Consider the following 19779-nt stretch of genomic DNA (forward strand, 5'->3'; position numbering starts at 1 on the left):
TCCTGCCCATCAAAGAACAACTTGTACTAATAAAAAATAGGCAGCTAAATTTCCTATGATTCAGTATTTTAATCAGTCTGCGATCTTTTTTAATTTTTTATTTCAACAGATAACCTACCTTCAAGTATCACCTAAAAATCAAGTTTTTATAAACGGCCATTAAAAGACAAAGAAAGCAAACAATGACCATGGTTCGAATGACTTCAAAATGCATTTATATATTTGTCTTATAAATACATACGCAAGCTGGAGAGGTAGAAATATTTCATGTATACAACAAGGAGTAAAATAAACGCAGCAATGTATATTTTCATTTACAGGATGATGACTAAATTTTAGAGACAATGAAAAGTGGTAAGCTAATAAAGTACTTAAATGTTATATTAAAATTTGATGAAAGGCTCCGATTAGTAGAACAGCTAATTAGTGTAAGTGATCAGGAAAACAAAATGCAATCCATTTCTTCAAATGAAAAATGTAAATCCTGTTATAACAAAATTGACTTTGCCCAGCTGTTTTATGTTTTGATGGATGAAGGTTTATTGTTTTTTGATACTGCAGACCAAAAAAGTAATAGAAGCAAGTTTCAGTTTTTTCTCGAAAATAATTTCACATATGCCGGCGATGAGGGTGGGCAGTCGAAAATTAAGTCGATCAGCAGACAGTTCTCCGAATGTAAAGGCTATACCTATAAGGTAAAACAGATTAAATTTTTAGATGAATTTATTGCAGTAATGCAGGGGCGTAAGAGAAGGCTGGAGAGCTGGTAGAATGGATAGTAGAAAAAACTAATAATAAGTAAAAAACTCACCAATGATGAAGAAAGAAAAGTGGCAATCTTATGTAATGGAAGTGAAGGAGTTGATAGAGCCTATGCTGGCAAGAATTGAAACAATTGATTCAAAAATCAGCCAAGGGAAAGTTTTGAGACCTGAATACTACAGAAATGAGGATCTGAAAAAGATGTTTGGACTGTCCAATAACACTATTATAAAATACAGACAGACCGGAATTCTGCCCTACACTAAGCTTGGAGATATTTTTTTGTATGACAGCGGCAAGATCGATAAGATACTGAGAAGCAATGAATCATAATTCAGCATTTAGTTTGTTCCCCAGATTTTTAAAAAACAGTCTAAAATAAAGAGGGTAACTGGAATGAGGGCTGTTTTTCAAGCAGGGTTCGATACCATTCCAAATGAAAAAGCCTTTAAACACTGATGTTTAAAGGCTTTTTATTTTTTATAGTCGCTTTTCGGACTTTATCTGGCGGAGGAAGAGGGATTCGAACCCCCGGACCTGTTACAGTCAACAGTTTTCAAGACTGCCGCATTCGACCGCTCTGCCATTCCTCCAATAAGACGTAACCGTTTTCTGGTTGCGGGTGCAAATATAGAATGTTTTTTTGATTGCAGAAAATTTTTTTAATACTATTTTATGCCTTTGGCTACATTAATTTTAACACTTATCTTAGCAATAAAATATATAAGAGTATCAAAAGAATTTAATTTATGGCAGAGTATGACTTTTCAACTTTAAACAGTTCTGATTTAGAAGAGCTTGTTTGCGATTTATTGAACTTAGAACAGCCTAAGAGTTCACCTGTGAAATATAAAACCTTTAAAGATGGAAAGGATAAAGGAATTGATTTACTGTATTCAAGTAATACTTTTGAATTTGAGCATGTTGGTCAAGTGAAACATTTTTACAGAACAGGGTATGCAAAAATGCTGGCTCAGCTTAAAAAAACTGAAACTAATAAAGTAAAAAAACTAAATCCAAATAAATATATTTTTGCAACGTCAGTAGATTTAAGTGTAGGCAATACTCAGGAAATTAAAACATTATTTGATCCTTACATAAAAAATCTAAATGATATTTATGGTAGAAAAGATCTTAATAGATTAATAGAAAATCACGTAGAAATTTTAAATACACATTACAAGCTTTGGCTGTCTGATTTTTCAATTTTAAGAAAACTTTTAAGTTCAGAGTTAGAATTTAGGTCAGCTGCTTTTGAAGAACATGAATTAAAAAGACGCTTAAGAATTTATGTAAAAACCTCACTTTTTGAGAAGGCACAAGAAGCTTTAGAAAAAAATAGATTTATTATAATTACTGGAGAACCTGGAGTAGGAAAAACAACTTTAGCTGAAATGCTGATCTACAGATATATTGTAGAGGGATATAACTTATCATATGTCTTAGACGATATTAAAGAGGCTGAAAAAGTTTTAACACCGGATGACTCAAAACAAATAATTTATTTTGATGATTTTTTAGGTAGTACTAAAGTTGAAATAAATAAAGCTAAAGGAAGTGAAACTGCTTTAAGGAAAATACTAAACAGAGTTTCTAATATGGAAAACAAACTAGTTGTTTTTACGACCAGATCTTTTTTATTAAAAACTACTGTTGAAGAAAGTGAAAATTTGAGGAAATTTAATATTAAGGCTAAAACAAGTTTATTTGAATTGAAAGAATATGATAAAGGTTTAAGAAAGCAACTTCTTAGAAATCATATTGAAGACTGTGATTTAAAAGAAGAACTTAAAGAGTTGCTATCGAAGGAAAAACTTCAGGAATTCATAGTTAATCATAGTAGTTATACTCCTCGATCTGTAGAATTTATTACTTCAGAGGAACTGGTGAATCAATTTAATGTCGATGAATTTGAGGATTTTATTTTTTCTACATTTGATTATCCTGATCAAATTTGGAGACATGCGTATCTAGAACAAATAACAGAAGACGACAGACTTCTTTTAAATACGCTTTTAAGTTTTGGGGATTCCGCAACTGTTAACGAATTGGAAGATGCGTTTAATGCCCGAATTCAGTATGAAGCTAAAAATAATAACAAGCAGAATGAGATGTTTGCTTTTAAAAAAGCATTTAAACGTCTAGAAGGTGGATTCATCATATTGAAACATGATTTCATTGTGAATTTTATTAATCCTTCGCTAACTGATTTTCTTTTGAAATTTTTAGGGGAAGACAAAGAAGAAGTTTTTCGAATAGCAGAATCAGTTCAATTTGCTTCACAGTTAACTGAAAGGCTATTTTCTTTAGGAAGAGCGGATAAAATTAAGTTGCCTGAAAGTTTAGAGAAAAGATTACTTAATGATTATTATTCTTTTATTGGAAAAGGAAACCCTTCCTACGATTTAATATTGATAGCATTAGTAATTTATAAATACATAGATAATGATGCTAAAGAAGAAGTTGTTTGCAACATCATAAACAATATTTCGGAATGGGAAGCATTACATCAAGATTATTCTTTGAATTTACATTTTAAAGAGTTTATGCTCGCAGTTAAAGATAATGAAAATATCAACAAGGCGTTGCAAGATGGAATTGAAGACATAGTTTCCAGCCTTTTCCAAGGTACAGATGATATACACGATGCTGTCGATGTACTAAAAGAATTAGTTAAGAGTTTTGAAGTTGATTTCGAGAAAATAAACACAGAAATTATTAGTGGTCACTTGGATTATATTTTTAGCGAATATATTGCAAATGAAGTACAATGGCTGTATGACTGGATGACGTTTGAGGATGAAGCACAAGAAAAGCTGGACGAAATTAATGAACTGGTTAAACAAATTAACAATTTAGGACTAAAATATGAAGCGGATACGAGTGAATTCGAATTTGACTGGTTTGAAGTCGCAATGAATAATGAAATGGTAAGATTAATGGCTAAAAATGATTAAAAAGTTAAAAGAATTGATGTTATGCTTTATAGTGGTTTAAAAATATCAGTAAAAGTCTTTAACATTAGTGTTTAAAGGCTCTTGAATATTTTAGGCTATTATAGAAAATAACCGATAATCAAGGAGAGTAAAAAGGTATCCATTTCAATACACTTGTGATATAATTATGCCACAAAATTTAGGCTGGTGAAAATCGTTGATAATCGTTTTAACTATTTTTGACAGAAAGGGATAAACTCCAGTTCACCTGTAATTCAAAATTTATAGATTTTTGAGATTTTTTTGATCATTTTTTTTCTTCTTCAATTAAGTGCTGTTCTGTACGAAGGTATAATTGACACTGGCTTGCAATTGTACTTTTGTTGTTTTAACACAGTGTAAATTTTACTACTACGTCATTTTTATCTGTAAACAGCAATACTCTAATAGTAGGTTTCTTTATTATCTTTTTTTTCAATGCACTTATAATAGTTGGCATACATCTGAAATTGTCCCCTATCAAGATGGGGAAGTTTATTTTTATTTAAACTACGATTGATAAACGTTCCATTGCGGAACTTCAGACTCCGCAACATAAGGATGATCTGATAAATTACTACTTAGTAAGTTGTTCTTTTTTCGTTATTTCTTTTAGATTTTTTATTTTGATTTTGGGCGATGATTGAGGAGATGGATGGAAGGTAAGGAAAAAGTATTATTAAAATTTATCAATATTGTCGTTTGCTTGCAGGTTTTTAAGACATTTGAAGAATAAACTAAAAGTGTAAATATTGTATACTAAAAGTGTAATTTATTATCTTTGTAAGGATGAATAAAAATCTCTATATAATTGCAGGTTGTAATGGTGCAGGCAAGACTACTGCTTCATTTACAATACTTCCTGAAATACTAAATTGTAAGGAGTTTGTAAATGCGGACGAAATTGCTAAAGGACTTTCTCCTTTCCAGCCTGAAAAAGCTGCCTTTGAATCGGGAAGAATAATGCTCCACAGAATCAATGAATTATTAGCAAATAATGAAGTTTTTGCCTTTGAAACGACTTTAGCCACAAAGAGCTATAAGGAGAAAGTGATTTCGGCTCAAGAAAAAGGCTATAAAGTGGTTCTTTTATTTTTTTGGCTCGATAGTGTTGACCTGGCAATTGAAAGGGTCAAGACGAGGGTTCAGGAAGGCGGACACAATATTGAAACCGATGTTATTAAACGCAGATATAAAAACGGAATAACTAATTTGTTTGCTATATATTTGCCTATAGTTAACGAGGCATTGATTTTTGACAATACAGCTGTAAAAGCTGAATTGATAGCACAGAAAACTTTAGGTAATGATATTGAAGTTATAGATGAAATCAAGTTCGATAAACTCAAAAAGAACCAATCATGAGAGAAGACAAACCAACAACGACAGCGACTCAGAAAAAGATTATAGAGGCAATGGATAAAGTTTCTGAAAAATTAATTGAGTTTAAAAAGAAAAATAACAGCGACCTAGTTGTTATGCAGGATGGCAAGATTGTAAGGATAAAAGCCAGTTCTTTATAAAAAAGTACACTTCTAAGAATCAACAGCTCTCAGAAATGAGGGCTTTTTTTATTTTTCTTATTTGAATTTAAATCATAAAGGGCAATAATATATCATACATCAAATTTTGTAAAACTATGCTTTAAAAATTTATTCTGTCATTTGATTTTAATAATAAATGGTCAATTCTACTGATTTTTATAAAAAAAAGATGGCGTCATTTTTCTTTGGTTGACGCCATCTTTTACTCATCGAGTATTATAATTGAATAAGAAATAAAGATCTTACTTAATGTTCAGAAGCAGATTGAATTTTATGTACAGCAGTATCGTTTAAAAAGGCAAAAATGAATCCGAAAATAAGCGGTACTCCCAGTTCTAAAAGTGAAAGAGGCTCAAGTTTTGGATGAATACCAAAGAATACGATAAGTCCTAGAAACCAGGCAGGGATAGTACTTAAACTTTTTATTTTTGAAATGTAAGCCAATGAACCAATAAAAATAAATATGGATACAGGCAGGCCAATTGCCCCAAGATAACTACCCAAAAACATTCCGGTTAATTGGATCAGAACGCCCATTAAAATCCCTAAAATAATTTGGATAAAAGCGAAGGCTGAGTTTTTAATATTTCTTCCAAAAATGTAATAACTCACCCAGGCAATAAACATAACCCAAGTTGGCCATTGTGCCGCGAACGATATGGAAACAGCAACTGCTCCAAAAAGGCCAAAAATGATTGCGGTCTGAAAAGTTTTCATGAGTATTTATATTTTTAATTGATTAAACTAATTAGTATGTCCGGGAGTTATGCCATTCCGCCATTAACTCCAATGTTTTGAGCTGTAATCCATTTAGCATCGTCGCTGGCTAAAAAAGCAACTGTCTGTGCAATATCTTCCGGTTCTCCAAGGCGATTAAAAGCAGAAAGTGAGGCCAACCTGTCTATAACTTCCTGTGGTTTTCCGTTTGTAAAGAGCTCTGTATTTGTTGGACCGGGAGAGATAGAGTTAATGTTGATTCCTCTCGCGCCAACTTCTTTAGCCATTACCCGGGTTAATTGTTCTACAGCAGCTTTTGTAGCGACATAAGTGCTGTATGTAGGCAACATGATTCTATTTACAGAAGTAGAAAAATTGATAATACTTCCATTGTCAGCCAATCTTGTAGCAGCTTCTCTAAGGGTATTGAAAGTACCTCTTACATTGATATCAAATTGTCTTGTGAAATCTTCATCTGTGGTGTCTTTTATCAATTTGGTAATCATAATACCAGCATTGTTTACCAATACATCAATTTTACCGTAGTGAGCAATAGCTTGATCAAACATTGTTTTTACTTCGTTTGATTTACTAACGTCTGCCTGAACAGCAATAGCATTGCCTCCGGCATTTTTAATTGCATTCACAGTTTCTTCTGCAGCCTGTAAGCTGCCGGAATAATTAACGATAATTTTTGCGCCTCTTCCGGCTAAATTTTTAGCTACTGCTGCACCAATTCCTCTGGAAGCTCCTGTTACCAGAATTACTTTGTTGTTTAAATTTTTCATAATTATGTTTTTTAATTTGTTATTATTTGTTGTTTTAATTTGCAGATACAAAGGTTGTTACTTTTTACTTTTTAAAAATACAAGCCCTAAAGGATTACTTATACATTTTAAAGATTGCTTCTACGGTTTAAACTTAAAAAAACAAACCTTAATAATTTGCCTGTCCGATATCTAGTCTTGTAATTTTTCCCTCTTTATTGATTTGGAATTTGAAATAAGTTTTAAAATTGCCCCACACATCACTATGAAATTTTCCGTAAATGTCAAGTGAATTGTTCTCTGTTTTGTCAATCGAAGTAAATTGTTCATGTCCTAATGCTCTTCCAAAAAAACTTTTAAAATTCTTTTTATTTCCATCATCATACAGTTGGGCATCTTCAGTAAATAATGAAAACCATGCAATTTCATCGGCATTTTGCAAAGCCTCAATGGCTTTTTTCACCGTTTGATTTTTTATTTTATCTAAATTCACTTTCTCTAATTTATTTGTGGGATGCCCGCAGGCAAAGCAAGTAAAAAACAGTCCCATTATTAATGTTTTCATAGACGGTTTGATTTTAGTTTGTAGCTCCGCCATTTACCAATAAGTGTTGTCCGCTTACAAAAGAAGATAAATCACTTGCAAAAAATTCAGCCACATTTGCTACATCTTCCACTTCTGCCAATCGTCTCATCGGGCAGCTGTCTAACAATTGTTTTCTTAGTTCCGGGTAGCTGTCTGCCTCTGCAAATATCCCCGAGTGATCTACAGCAAATGGGATAATTGAATTCACTGTTACACCTCTATGTCCTATTTCTTTAGATAAAATATCGACTAAATATCTTGGCGTAGTTTTGCTTCCTCCGTAAACAGCCATTCCGGGAACGGGGAAAGAAGTAGTACTCGAAGCGATGTAAATAATTCTGCCGTTATCTTCAATGTGTTTGGCAGCCTGCTGAAGCGTAAAATAAGTTCCTTTAGTATTAATAGAAAATACTTTATCAAATTGTTCTTCTGTAAATTCAGTAACAGGAACTTCTACCATTTCGATTCCTGCATTGGCCACTACAATATCAATTTTTCCAAATGCTGCTTTTGCCTCAGCAAACAATCTTTCCAAATCGGCCACTTTGCTCACATCAGCCTGAACAGCAATTGCTTTTACCCCCATTGCTTTAATAGTACTTAAAACTGCATCTGCCGAAGCTTTGTCTTTGGAATAATTAATTACGATGTCTGCACCCATTGCGGCATATCTTTCTGCAATTGCTTTTCCTAATCCTCTAACTGAGCCTGTAATTACCGCTACTTTGTTGTTTAATTTTTTCATGCTTTTAATTTTTTAAATGATTTTAAAATGTTGTTTTAATTTGAAAGGACAAATGTATGGCGGTGGCAAGCGTCGAATATTGCAAGGAATAAAGCATTCCATGCAAATTTTAAATATTTAGAATTTGCAGCTGTCGTTTTTCTGAAAGTGGTTGAGGCATTAATAAAAAAAGCCTGCAAAATTTAAATTTGCAGGCTTGATTTTTTAGTTGGCGATGTGTTCCTTCCGATAGAGTACAGGAGAGGAATTGGTATGTTTTTTAAAATAATTGCTAAAATGTGCCGCTTCTGAAAAACCTAGTAAGAAAGCAATTTCTTTAATTGAGATTGTTGAATTTTGCAGTAAAGATTTGGCTTCCGATATTGTTTTATCGACAATCCATGTGGCGATAGGTTTCCCTGTTTTGCTTTTTATTACCGTGCTTAAATAATTGGGATGCAAATTTTGAGTACTGGCATAATCCTGCACTCTAAAAACAGTCTGAGTTTTACCGCTGCTTAAATCGCGATAATGCTGTTCTAATGTACGCTTAAAATCTTTTACAATCTGTGAGGATCGATTACCTTCATATATAGGATTATAATCTTCCCAAAAATATTCCTTTATCTTTATTAATAACACAACAAACAAGCTGCCTATTATTCTGTACTTATATCTGGAATTGTTTAAATATTCCTTATGAATTTGAAGATAAAGCTGTTCGATTTGCTGATAAAACACTGTATTCAATATTTTAGGCTGTACCGTTTCGGTCAATAAAAACGAAAACTCATTAAAAACATCCTGATGTACATTTTCTTTCAGGAATGTTTCATCAAAACAAATTAGATAAATTTCATCAATTGTATTCCATTCAAAGGTTCTGTAATTACTTGGATTTGTAAAATAAATAGATCCAGGTTCTGTCAGGAAAGTTTGATTGTCAATGGTGTATTGTCCCGAACCTTTTTTTACAAATAGGAACGAAAAATAGTTGGGCCTAAATGGAGGCGATTTATAAGGGAGCTCAAAACCGACATCGTTTAAATTAACTACAGCGAAGCCGGCTTTAGGGTCAAGCATATCTACCGATACACCTAATTCGATGTACAAATCATATAATGACCTCGTTGCGGTATCTTTTTCACTCATTGTAGACTCATTGGAATGGATTAATACAAATCTACTAAATTGGAGTCTTAAGAAATCATGTGACTCATTTTATTTCATTTAAAAAATTAAGTTAGAGAAAAAAGTTTAGTATTATTTTTTTTATACCAGTGTAATTTATTCTTTAGAATTAGAGTAAAATTTCATCTCTTTCCAATTATAAATCTTAATTTTTTCTGTCTGATTTAAAGAAGCATTATTCATTGCTTTTGCAATTTCTTTTCCGTCGATTTCTTTGTAGTCAGTCTGTCGGCCAATAAAAACAGGATGAATAAGTTTCCATATTTTCATTCCTATTTTTTCGAACGGACGTTTATCTTTTCGATTTCCAACAATCATTGTAGGTCTGAAAATATGGGTGAATTCAAAATCTAATGCAATAATGTCTCTTTCTGTTTCTCCTTTTGTTTTTACATACTTGAATTTTGAATTTGGATTTGCTCCGGCTGCTGTTACCAGAAAAATAGATTTTGCTCCATTTTTTTTCAATATTTTTGCTGCTATAACAGGATAATCATGATCAATTTGATAAAATTCAACTGAGTTTTGTTTGCTGTTTTGAATGGCACCAAGCGCAATAAAAACAATATCCGCACTAATCTTTTCAATTAGCCCAGGCATAGAATTAAAGTCTCCTAGTAAAATTCTCAACTTAGGGTGGGTAGTATTTAATGGTTTCCTTACAACAATAGTTACTTCTTTGTAAACCGGATTGTCTAATAATTCCAAAAGTAATTCAGAACCAACAAAGCCACTGGCGCCAAATAATACCGCTTTTTTCATTTTACTGTTTTCTAAAATTGACATTATTTTGTTGTAAAGTGCAGTTGAACAATATTTTCTGCAATTAGTTTATTTTCTTTTATTTCAAGAATTTTATCAGCTGGTATATGACTAACAAGAAGTGCTCCTGCAGTTGTTAAAATGGGAAGATAGTTGATGTAAAATTCGTCTGCATTACCTTCTTTAAGAAAAGATTGATAGGTATAGGTACCCCCAGCAACAAATATTTTTGAATATCCTTTTGTTTTGTAAAATTCCATAACCGCATCTATATTCTTTAAAACGGTTACCCCTTCGAGTTCTTCTTTGCAATTTGCCGAAAGTACTGCGATTTCTACTCCTTTAAAGGCTTCAAGAGCATTAGGGTTACTGGAAAAGAGGCGGTATGTATTTAATCCGATCACCATATTTCCTGTTTGGTGCGCTAAACCTATACAGTCCTGAAATAACTCGACTGGTATTTGATAATTGCCTTCGCTTGTCAATAAAATTAGTCCATTAGCTGAAACGGCTACATAAATAATTGTTTTCATTGGTTATATATTTTTAAGCAAAATTACTTCGCATTAAAAGCATAAAATTGTACACAATGGACATTGAAAATTTAAATGGAACACAGCGGGCCAAAATATTTAGCTCTTAAACCGGATAGTTTTTTGAATTCTTTTGCAAAATGAGCCTGATCGTAATAACCAGATTGATAACCAACATCTGTTAATGAAGGAGTCGTTTCTTTGATTATCAATTGCCTGGCTAATTCAAATCGGGCTAAACGCTTGTAGGTTTGAATATTCACTCCTATTATCTGTTTAAACATTCGGGATAAATGACGATAGCTTATCTCTGTTCCTAATGTTATTTTATATTCAGGATCTGCTTGAATAGTTGCAGCAAGTTTTGCAAAACAAGAAATTTGTTCGGTAGTATTATTAAGTAATCCGATAAAAAAAGTATCTAGTAAATTTTGTCTTTCTTTTGTGTTTTTTGTCAGTTGAAGCGCTGTGGCAAGTGAGTCAACAGACTCTCCAAATACATCTTTTGCATCAATAATAGTATTAGTCAGAAAAGAAGTCTGTGTAGTATTAAAAACAGAAAAAACAGAAGGACAACAATGAACTATAATAGTATCAATATCATTTTCATCAGGTTGTATTGTATGAATAGTATCATGTAATCCTACTATAGTAACAACAGGGCTTAATTTGTTATTTAATTTTGTTTTTTTGAAATTAAATATAAGTGAAGCATTAGCACTTGGCCATAAATTTTTTTTCACTATTCTTTCACTTGAAGAAGAAAAATGAATGTATTGATGAATGTAGAGCAGTAGTACATCTTTTTCTGGGGTATTTATTTCATAGTGATATTGCATTGTGCTTTCTGATTCTTTCACAAGATTTATGGACAACTGGTAATTTGATATTTAAGGTAAGGCTTTAGGAAGATAGAATTTCCAAAAAGAATAACAAATTTACGAATTTATCTTGCGATATAACCATAATTAATAAACAGAAGATTTATTGGTTCTGTCGCATCTAAAGCTAAGTTTTATCTTTGTCTTTTTTAAATTGTTAAACTCATGAATACGAAAGGTCATTGCTATCCGAAATCTATTATACTTCAGGCCGTATATTTCAAATTAAGATTTACACTTAGTTACCGCGTTACCGCGATGTTGAAGAGATTATGAAAATGCGAGGAGTTTCTGTTGATCATGCCACGATTCAGCGTTGGGTGTATAAGTTTACACCTTTGCTTGAGTCAGAGATGAAAAAGAGAAAAGGCAGAGTGGGTACGAGTTGGAGATTGGATGAGACCTATATCAAAGTAAAAGGGATTTGGTGTTATTTATATCGAGCGGTAGATAAATCAGGCCATACAGTAGACTTTCTATTGACCAGAAAAAGACTGAGAATAAGTGCTCAGTCGTTTCTAATTAAAGCAATTAGTAATAACTCGGGCCAAGAGTAATAAACATTGATAAAAGCGGTTCTAATACTGAAGTGATCAAAGTATATAACAAACGTTCGTTCTCAAAGATTAAAATCCGACAGTGTAAATATCTCAACAATATGGTAGAACAGGATCATCGTTTTATCAAGTGGCTCATACAAAACGGATTAGGCTTTAAAAGTTTTGAATCTGCAAAGAAAACTTTAACGGGTATTGAGGTTGTTCATATGCTTAGAAAGAATCAGATGGTCAATCCCAGGGAAACTATGTTTAAATCCTTTTGTAAATTGGCGGGCTAACTTTTAAATTACATAAATTCTTATATTTGAGTCTGACAGATGCGACAGAACCAAGTTTTTAAATATTAAAAAAGAATACAGAATTGGGTTTTTGCATAAAATCAAGATTTATTTTTTTTGAGATAAAAAGCATTAAAGCCTTTTATTCATAGCAATATATTCAGATGGTGTCATCGAAAAATGTTTTTGAAAGTTTCTGCCAAAACTTGTTTGCGATTTATAGCCCACTTTTTCGGCAATTTCATAGATTTTAAAATTCTCATTCAAAAGTAGTTCTGCAGCTCTTTTCAAACGTACAATATTGATGAGCTCATTCGGGCTTAAGTTCGAAATATCTTTGATTTTTCGGTATAAAGTCGAACGGCTCATATTCATGATTTCTGCCAGAGATTCTACACTTAAATCAGAATCAGTAATATTTTTTAAAATCTCTTCGTCCAGTTTTTTAAGAAATTTTTCATCGGTTTTATTATGTGCAATACTTTTAATATGAGAAAGGGGCGAACTAGCATAATAATTCATAATCTGTTTTCGATTTTCGATCAGATTATTTGCATGAACTTTCAAATAGTCCATAGAGAAAGGTTTTGCAATATACGCATCGGCGCCAGCTCCAAGACCATCAATTTGTGATTTTAGCGAGTTTTTAGCCGTAAGCAAAATAACCGGAATATGACTCGTTTCCAAATTAGCTTTGATTTCTTTACACAAAGTAATCCCGTCCATAACCGGCATCGAGACATCACTTATCACCAATTGAATATTTTCATTATGAATGATTTTCAGGGCATTTTCGCCATTATCTGCTTTTAAAACCGTGTAGATTGACGACATTTCTGCGGTAATAAAATTCAGTAAATCTTCATTGTCCTCTACAATCAAAAGCTGAGGTTTCTCGTGTTTGTTTTCGATTTCAGTAATTTCAGATTCTGTTTCAATTTCTTCTTTTTCAGGTTCATTATAAAACATAAATTCTTCTTCCTGACGAAGCGGAACCACAAGTTCAAAAATATTCAGTTTCGAATCCGGAATTACCTGCAGACTTCCGTGATGTAATTGTGTGAGCGAATGTGCCAGAGAAAGCCCAATTCCGGTTCCGGAAGTTGCATCCATATTATCGACCCTGAAAAATGGCTCGAAAATTTTATCTTTCAAATGAGACGGAATTAGATTCCCGTCATTCTTTACTATCAAAGTCAGTTTCTTTTCGTCCCTAAAAAGTGTAATAGAAACCTTTTCGTTTGCGTATTTAATGGCATTATTCATCAAATTGCTCAGGATTTTTTTGAAAGCCTCCTTGTCTACAAAAGCAGAAATATCTTTATCTCCCAATTCCAGTTCAAATTCAATAGCTCTTTCCTCAATCAGTTGACTGAATCTTAAATGAAAATTGCGAACCATCGATGAAATATTCGCTTCGACAAAAGTCAGTTTCAATCCGCCAATTTCCGACTTTCTAAAATCCAGTAATTCATTCACCAATTTCAATAATCGTGATGTATTTTTTTTCATTATAGAAAGATTCTGAGGGACTTCAGGTAATTGATGTTCCATCACCAAAAGTTTTTCTAAAGGTCCCTTTATCAATGTCAAAGGTGTTCTGATTTCGTGCGCCACATTGGTAAAAAAATCAATTTTAGCCTGATAGATTTCTTTTTCTTTTTCGTCGTTGAGATGCTTTATTTTTCGATTGTTTTTAATCTGGGTTAAGTGTTGCGAGTAACGTATGATGTAATAAAATGCGCCGCAAACAAGCAGAAAATAAAAAAAGTAAGCGTAAGAACTCGCCCAAAACGGAGGCAAAATCCTGATTTTTAATTCTACTTCTTTACTCCAAACTCCAAAACTATTTAGTGATTTTACTTTAAATACATAATTGCCAGGAGCTAGTTCAGTAAAGAAAACTTTGTGGTTGCGCTCCAGGTAAACCCAGTCATTGTTTACGTTTTCAAGTTTATACCAATATTCGGTAAGTTCCGGAGCTGTATAATTTAAAGAAGCAAATTCAAGATTAAACGACGATTGACTGCTGTTGAGTTCCAGTTCGTCAATATGAGAAATAGATTGTTTTATAGGCGAATCGTTTCCGTTGGCATCGATATCTTTATTGTTAATCTGCAAATTGGTTATAAAGATAGACGGAGTGTATTTGTTTTTGGTAAAATTCTTCGGGTTGAAACTAATCATTCCGTTGAGGTTTCCAAAATACATATCGCCGTTTGTATCTTTAAACGCCGATGCATAATTAAACTGATCGCTCAATAAACCGTTTGCCGTTGTATAAATTTTTATGCTTTTATGGTCCGGGCCAAATTTTACCAAACCTTTAGAAGTTGTCAGCCATAAATTTTTAGCATCATCTTCTAAAATAGAATAGACAACATTGCTTGGAAAACCATTTTTGGTAGTGAATTTTTTAAAAGCTCTTGTTTTTTTATCAAATAAATCCAGACCATTTTCAGTGGCAAACCATAGATTTTTCGAACTGTCTTCAAATATATAATTGATAGAATTATTGCTAATGCCATTCGGGTTTTTATAATCATAGATAAAAACCTCTTTCTTTTTGGTCTTCGGGTTGTAATAAAATAAACCATCGCGATAACTTCCGGCCCACAAGTTTCCGTCGCTATCTTCTTTATAATTGGTGTAATGTGTAGTTTCCGGAAATATTTTTAAAGTATCGAAATTATCATTTTGCTCATTATACTTATAAAGTCCCATTGTGGTAATAACAATTAGTTCGTCTTTTTTGTTTTGATAAAAAGAAAAAATAAAGTTACTTCGCAATCCCGATGAAGGATTATTGGCACTATAATGTTTGAGCACCGCACCCGTATTTCTGTCCAAAACATCTAAACCATGCTCAAAAGTTCCCACCCAAATTTTGTCTTTTCTGGGCATCAGGGCATGTATATTGTAATAGGAAACACCGTTTTTACTTCCGTTAGGTAAATAGGAGGTAAACTGCTGCGTTTTTGGATTAAATCGGTTTAAGCCCGCATCTTCAGTTCCAATCCAGAGATCACCTTTATCATCTTTATGAATTTCCCTTATGGCGCTTCCGCTAATGGAATTTTGTCCCTTTTGCGGAAAATATTTCTTGAATTGCGTGTATTGTTTTTGATGGTAATTAATACCGCCAAAATAGGTTCCAATCCAAATACCGTTTTCTTTATCTATAGTGATCGAATAAGCTGCATTGTCTGAAATAGCATAAGGATCATTGTAATTTTTTTTGAGATTTACATTCACTTTTGTTTTCAGGTTGTAAACATAAACGCCAGATTCGCTGGCAATCCAGAGTTCGTCATCGCCTTTCTTTTTAAATTGGCGCACATAAACCGGATTTTTACTCGAAAATTGTAAACATGAAGTAGTTTTATTCGGAATATTATACACCAAAACACCATCGTCCTGCGTACCAATTACAATATTGTTTTTATCTAATGCATAAATAACGGTGATTCTAAAATTAGCTGAATTTACCGGAGGCGTTATCGGAATATTTTCGAACGAAAGATTTTCTTCAGAATAACGGTAGATTTTGTTTAATGATGAAGCCCAAATTTGGTCATTTACATCCCGCGAAATCGAAGTCACGATAAAATACTTATTCGGATTAAAAGTTTTGGTTTCTTTCTTTATCGTCGAATATTTGTACAGAATATTGCCTGAAATAAACCAGATATTTCCGTTTTTATCATGGTTGATATCGTTGATCCGGTCATTAATAGCTTCATTTAAAACAGTAAATTCATCTGTCTTTTTATTGTATTGATACAAACCTTTATCTGTACCTACCCAAATCACACCTTTATATTCATGAAGAGACTGAATGTAATTGCTTCCTAAACTATGAATAGGGTTGCCATTACTGCGATATGTTTTAAATCGATAACCATCAAATCGGTTCAAACCATCTTTGGTTCCAAACCACATAAAACCATCTTCGTCCTGTAAAGAAGTCAAAACGGTGTTGTTTGAAAGTCCTTCTTCAACCTGAAAATGTTTAAAATAATATTCTTGTGCCTGAGTAAAATTTATCGAAAAAATCAATAAAAATGAAAAAAGAAAGAATTTACGCATTGTTGTGTTATTTAAGATAAAATCATGTTTTAATCAAATCGTGTCAATGTTCAACAAAATGATGCAAACCGCTGTTTAATTGGATATAATTATACGATTTGACTCATTTAAGATAGAAATTGACACAAATGAATCATTTTATTTTGAATTAAAATCATCTACTTTGACTTTTTAAATAAGTGATATTGACAATTTTTTAGGTTAAAAAATAAGACATCAATAAAATTAACTTTAAAAAATAACAACATTACCACTTTTGAATTAAAATGAACACATTATTATTACTAACCAATTAAAAATGGTACGTCGCCAGCACAAAGACGTTTAAAACTTTACAAATTTAATTTACAAAACCAACCAAAAAAGGAAACTATCTAAAATGAAAAATCAATGAAAACAAAGTTCACTCAAATTTTAAAGCAGAGATATTACCTCTTGTTTTTCTTTAGTTTATTAGTGCAGCAAATGCACGCGCAACAGCAAATAACCATAACAGGAAAAGTAGCCTCTGCAACAGGAGAACCCATTCCGTTTGCAAATGTTGTGATCAAGAATACCAAAAACGGTGCAGTTACCGATTTCGACGGAAGATATAAGATTACAGCAGCTTCAAATCAAACTCTGATTTTTAGTTCGCAGGGATATAAAACAATCGAAATTGCGATAAATAATGCTACAACAGTCGACGCCACTTTAGCTGAAGATGCAATGAAACTCGACGAAATTGTGGTTGTAGGTTACGGTTCTCAACAGAAAAAAGACCTTACAGGAGCCGTTTCTCTGGTAAAAGCCGGAGAAATTCAAAAACGTCAGGTTACAACTGTCGCAGACGGACTTCAGGGTTTAGTTACCGGAGTTAAAGTTCGTGGCGGTGGTCGCCCGGGACAGGAAGCGAATATTGAAATTCGTGGTTTAAAAAATCTTCAAAATACCAATCCATTATATGTAATTGATGGTGTAATTACTTCAGCAAACAGGGATTTTAACCCAAATGATATCGAAACTATTCAGGTTTTAAAAGATGCATCTGCAGCAGCAATTTACGGTTCAAGAGCGGCAAATGGTGTAATCATCATTACAACCAAAAAAGGTAAAAAAGGACCACTTAAGGTTGAAGCTTCTGTGAAATCAAGTATTACCACAATGCCAAGATATGATTTAATGGGAACCGAGGAGTTTGCAAAATTAAATAATCAGGCATATGATAATGCGGGATATCCAAGACAAAATCTTAATATGGCTGTTAATACAGACTGGCAGGATGCTGTTTTTCAAACCGGAATGATCAATGATTACAATGTAAGTGTTTCCGGAGGGGGAGAGAACTCAACCTTTTTTATGTCAGGAAATTATTTTGACAATAAAGGAACAGTTGTAGGAACAGATTTTGACAGAATTTCATTCCGTGTAAATGCAAGTGGAACTAAAGGAATTTTTAGTATTGGAGAAAACATTGCGATCAGCAATTCGAAAACAGATGAAATGTCTGGAAATCCAATTATTGATGTTTACAGAATGACGCCAACAATTCCGCTTTATGATGCTGCAAATCCTGGAGGATATGGTTACGGAAAACAAGGAGTAGCAGATACTTTTGGTACAAATCCTTTAGCAATTGCTGATTTTTCGAATGCAATAAATGAAAATTTCAGAATCAGAGGAAATGTCTGGTCAGAATTAAAATTGGCTTCGTGGTTAAAATACCGTTTCAATTTTGGATATGAAACTAGTTTTGATTCTTATAAATTTTTAAGAAAAATAGGAAACTGGACATTAAATCAACCGGTGGATCCTTCTATTATTGATCAAAATAAAGGAAGATCTGAAACGATGTTGTTTGAAAACACCTTGAATTTCAAAAAACAATTTGGAAAACATGATTTGACAATTTTAGTGGGGCAGACTTTTCAAAAAGATAAATACGAGCAAATTTATGGAACAAAGAGAAATATTCCGATAAACTCAGGAACGGGTCAATATTATCAGGTTTTAAATCAGGGAGATTCACCGGTAGTTGGTGGTTTTATCAATGAGGCTTCGCTGGCATCTTATTTAGGAAGATTAGAGTACAATTATGATAATCGTTACTTATTTAATGCTGTTTTGAGACGCGACGGATCATCAAGATTTAGTGACGAAAACAAATGGGGAAATTTCCCTTCTGTTTCTGCAGGATGGAGAGTAAATAATGAATCTTTCTTTAAATCTGAATTTATTAAAGATCTGAAATTACGAGCAAGTTATGGAGAATTAGGTTCTGGTAACATTGGAAATTACGAATACAAAAGTTTCGTGAATAATTTTGGACAAATTGTGTTAGGAACAGGACAGACTTTGTATCCATCTGCAACTCAGGTAAAATTATCTAATTCTCAGTTACGTTGGGAAAAACTAAAACAAACCAATCTTGGATTAGATCTTGGAGTTTTAAATAATGATTTACGTTTTACGGCAGATTATTTTATTGCCCGTACAGAAGATGTATTATTTGGTTTTCCAATTTTATTAACAACAGGAAATGACGGAGGAAATCCTATTTCTAATGCCGCAACTGTTGAAAACAAAGGTATTGAACTGGAATTGGCTTACAGCAAAAAAATTAATGAATTCTCATTTAATGCTTCTGTAAACTTTACAAAAGTAAATAACAAATTGGTGTCTTTAGGAAATGGTCAAAACGAAAACATCGTTGGAAATACAATGACAAGAGCAGGATCTCCTGTAGGAATGTGGTATGTATTGCAAACTGATGGATTGTTTCAAAATCAAGCTGAAATAGCCAACTATAAAAATGCTGACGGAAAAGTAATTATGCCAGGTGCAGTACCAGGAGATATCCGTTTTAAAGATGTTAATGGCGACGGACAAATTACAAGTGATGACAAAGCAATTGTTGGAAGCCCGTGGCCTGAATTTGAGATGGGTTTAAATGCAGGAGCAGAATACAAAGGTTTTGATTTTTCTATGAACTGGATTGCTTCTCACGGAGCAACTGTTTATGACGGTTTTAGAAGCGTTGTAGATCGTTTTGACGACAATAGTAATTACAGAGCAGGAATTCAGCCGTGGACACCTGAGAACCCAAATACTGATTTCCCGAGAGTAACAAAAGGTTCAACTTTAAACTCAAGAGGAGATAGTGACCGATTCTTAGAAAATGGCGATTTTATCAGACTTAAATATATTGGGTTTGGTTATAATTTGCCAGAACGTATCTTGAATAAATCAGGAATTGCAAGAGCAAGATTAACATTATCAGCACAAAATATTATTACAATTACAAAATACAAAGGTTTAGATCCTGAATTTTCAAACGGTAATATTTTTGAAAGAGGTGTAGATAACGGAGCTTTCCCAAATCTTAGAACATATTCTTTTGGAGTTGAATTTAGCTTTTAATTAAAAAAATA

15 protein-coding genes, 1 tRNA gene and 1 pseudogene are annotated in these 19779 nt (G+C 32.8%); 7 read left to right on the forward strand and 10 right to left on the reverse strand.

The features are described 5' to 3' along the window. Positions 1-344: 344 nt before the first annotated feature. Both IW18_RS16895 and IW18_RS16900 read left to right on the forward strand, forming a co-directional pair. Positions 345-770: a hypothetical protein gene (locus tag IW18_RS16895; protein WP_041519092.1), complete on the forward strand. Its 426-nt coding sequence runs from the start codon at positions 345-347 to the stop codon at positions 768-770. A 43-nt stretch (positions 771-813) separates the two neighbouring features. After that, positions 814-1095 carry a MerR family transcriptional regulator gene (locus tag IW18_RS16900; protein ID WP_041519094.1) on the forward strand — a complete coding sequence of 94 codons (282 nt, stop codon included), beginning with the start codon at positions 814-816 and terminating at the stop codon, positions 1093-1095. Positions 1096-1267: 172 nt separating this feature from the next. On the opposite strand, the gene IW18_RS16905 is transcribed toward IW18_RS16900, so the two are convergent. Further along, a tRNA-Ser gene (locus tag IW18_RS16905) sits at positions 1268-1355 on the reverse strand. A gap of 156 nt (positions 1356-1511) precedes the next feature. Here IW18_RS16905 and IW18_RS16910 point away from each other — a divergent pair. The 3 genes from IW18_RS16910 (at position 1512) to IW18_RS23230 (ending at position 5260) form a co-directional block, all read left to right on the forward strand. Further along, a complete protein-coding gene (locus IW18_RS16910) occupies positions 1512-3719 on the forward strand; it encodes an ATP-binding protein (RefSeq protein ID WP_041519096.1) in 2208 nt (735 codons plus the stop codon). An 807-nt stretch (positions 3720-4526) separates the two neighbouring features. After that, complete coding sequence (locus tag IW18_RS16915; protein ID WP_041519098.1) at positions 4527-5102, forward strand: zeta toxin family protein; 576 nt, start codon at positions 4527-4529, stop codon at positions 5100-5102. Further along, positions 5099-5260 (forward strand): hypothetical protein, encoded by a 162-nt coding sequence (locus IW18_RS23230; RefSeq protein WP_165587340.1) that lies wholly within the window; start codon positions 5099-5101, stop codon positions 5258-5260. Before IW18_RS16915 ends, IW18_RS23230 begins: the two co-directional genes overlap by 4 nt. Positions 5261-5527: 267 nt before the next feature. Here IW18_RS23230 and IW18_RS16920 read toward each other — a convergent pair whose 3' ends face one another. The 8 genes from IW18_RS16920 to IW18_RS16955 all read right to left on the reverse strand — a co-directional run bounded on the left by IW18_RS16920 (position 5528) and on the right by IW18_RS16955 (position 11421). Continuing rightward, positions 5528-5998 (reverse strand): DUF1097 domain-containing protein, encoded by a 471-nt coding sequence (locus IW18_RS16920; RefSeq protein ID WP_041519100.1) that lies wholly within the window; start codon positions 5996-5998, stop codon positions 5528-5530. A 47-nt stretch (positions 5999-6045) separates the two neighbouring features. After that, entirely contained in the window at positions 6046-6786 is a 741-nt protein-coding gene (locus IW18_RS16925; protein ID WP_041519187.1) for an SDR family oxidoreductase, read from the reverse strand. 148 nt (positions 6787-6934) lie between these two features. Next, positions 6935-7330 carry a hypothetical protein gene (locus tag IW18_RS16930; protein ID WP_230036074.1) on the reverse strand — a complete coding sequence of 132 codons (396 nt, stop codon included), beginning with the start codon at positions 7328-7330 and terminating at the stop codon, positions 6935-6937. A 13-nt stretch (positions 7331-7343) separates the two neighbouring features. Continuing rightward, positions 7344-8096: an SDR family oxidoreductase gene (locus IW18_RS16935; protein WP_041519103.1), complete on the reverse strand. Its 753-nt coding sequence runs from the start codon at positions 8094-8096 to the stop codon at positions 7344-7346. A 204-nt stretch (positions 8097-8300) separates the two neighbouring features. Then, complete coding sequence (locus IW18_RS16940; RefSeq protein WP_041519105.1) at positions 8301-9227, reverse strand: AraC family transcriptional regulator; 927 nt, start codon at positions 9225-9227, stop codon at positions 8301-8303. A gap of 135 nt (positions 9228-9362) precedes the next feature. After that, positions 9363-10028, reverse strand: a complete 666-nt coding sequence (locus tag IW18_RS16945) for an NAD(P)H-binding protein (RefSeq protein WP_041519189.1) — start codon at positions 10026-10028, stop codon at positions 9363-9365. A 23-nt stretch (positions 10029-10051) separates the two neighbouring features. Beyond that, positions 10052-10561, reverse strand: a complete 510-nt coding sequence (locus tag IW18_RS16950; protein WP_041519107.1) for a dihydrofolate reductase family protein — start codon at positions 10559-10561, stop codon at positions 10052-10054. 71 nt (positions 10562-10632) lie between these two features. Beyond that, positions 10633-11421 (reverse strand): helix-turn-helix domain-containing protein, encoded by a 789-nt coding sequence (locus tag IW18_RS16955; protein ID WP_123902585.1) that lies wholly within the window; start codon positions 11419-11421, stop codon positions 10633-10635. A 186-nt stretch (positions 11422-11607) separates the two neighbouring features. On the opposite strand from IW18_RS16955, the pseudogene IW18_RS16960 reads away from it, so the two are divergent. Further along, positions 11608-12280, forward strand: a pseudogene (locus IW18_RS16960) (IS6 family transposase). Positions 12281-12412: 132 nt separating this feature from the next. Here the strand turns inward: IW18_RS16960 and IW18_RS16965 are convergent. Next, complete coding sequence (locus IW18_RS16965) at positions 12413-16369, reverse strand: hybrid sensor histidine kinase/response regulator transcription factor (protein ID WP_041519111.1); 3957 nt, start codon at positions 16367-16369, stop codon at positions 12413-12415. 390 nt (positions 16370-16759) lie between these two features. Here IW18_RS16965 and IW18_RS16970 point away from each other — a divergent pair, with 390 nt between their 5' ends. Beyond that, positions 16760-19768, forward strand: a complete 3009-nt coding sequence (locus IW18_RS16970) for a SusC/RagA family TonB-linked outer membrane protein (protein ID WP_041519113.1) — start codon at positions 16760-16762, stop codon at positions 19766-19768. Positions 19769-19779 lie beyond the last annotated feature (11 nt).

Source organism: Flavobacterium hibernum (assembly GCF_000832125.1).
GTDB classification, from domain to species: domain Bacteria; phylum Bacteroidota; class Bacteroidia; order Flavobacteriales; family Flavobacteriaceae; genus Flavobacterium; species Flavobacterium hibernum.

Bases quoted from the DNA above. Each gene is read 5' to 3' on its own strand.
- IW18_RS23230 (WP_165587340.1), top strand. From the start codon at position 5,099: ATGAGAGAAGACAAACCAACAACGACAGCGACTCAGAAAAAGATTATA.
- IW18_RS16910 (WP_041519096.1), top strand. From the start codon at position 1,512: ATGGCAGAGTATGACTTTTCAACTTTAAACAGTTCTGATTTAGAAGAG.
- IW18_RS16900 (WP_041519094.1), top strand. From the start codon at position 814: ATGATGAAGAAAGAAAAGTGGCAATCTTATGTAATGGAAGTGAAGGAG.
- IW18_RS16915 (WP_041519098.1), top strand. From the start codon at position 4,527: ATGAATAAAAATCTCTATATAATTGCAGGTTGTAATGGTGCAGGCAAG.
- IW18_RS16950 (WP_041519107.1), bottom strand. From the start codon at position 10,561: ATGAAAACAATTATTTATGTAGCCGTTTCAGCTAATGGACTAATTTTA.
- IW18_RS16930 (WP_230036074.1), bottom strand. From the start codon at position 7,330: ATGAAAACATTAATAATGGGACTGTTTTTTACTTGCTTTGCCTGCGGG.
- IW18_RS16970 (WP_041519113.1), top strand. From the start codon at position 16,760: ATGAAAACAAAGTTCACTCAAATTTTAAAGCAGAGATATTACCTCTTG.
- IW18_RS16920 (WP_041519100.1), bottom strand. From the start codon at position 5,998: ATGAAAACTTTTCAGACCGCAATCATTTTTGGCCTTTTTGGAGCAGTT.
- IW18_RS16935 (WP_041519103.1), bottom strand. From the start codon at position 8,096: ATGAAAAAATTAAACAACAAAGTAGCGGTAATTACAGGCTCAGTTAGA.
- IW18_RS16965 (WP_041519111.1), bottom strand. From the start codon at position 16,369: ATGCGTAAATTCTTTCTTTTTTCATTTTTATTGATTTTTTCGATAAAT.
- IW18_RS16895 (WP_041519092.1), top strand. From the start codon at position 345: ATGAAAAGTGGTAAGCTAATAAAGTACTTAAATGTTATATTAAAATTT.
- IW18_RS16945 (WP_041519189.1), bottom strand. From the start codon at position 10,028: ATGAAAAAAGCGGTATTATTTGGCGCCAGTGGCTTTGTTGGTTCTGAA.
- IW18_RS16940 (WP_041519105.1), bottom strand. From the start codon at position 9,227: ATGAGTGAAAAAGATACCGCAACGAGGTCATTATATGATTTGTACATC.
- IW18_RS16925 (WP_041519187.1), bottom strand. From the start codon at position 6,786: ATGAAAAATTTAAACAACAAAGTAATTCTGGTAACAGGAGCTTCCAGA.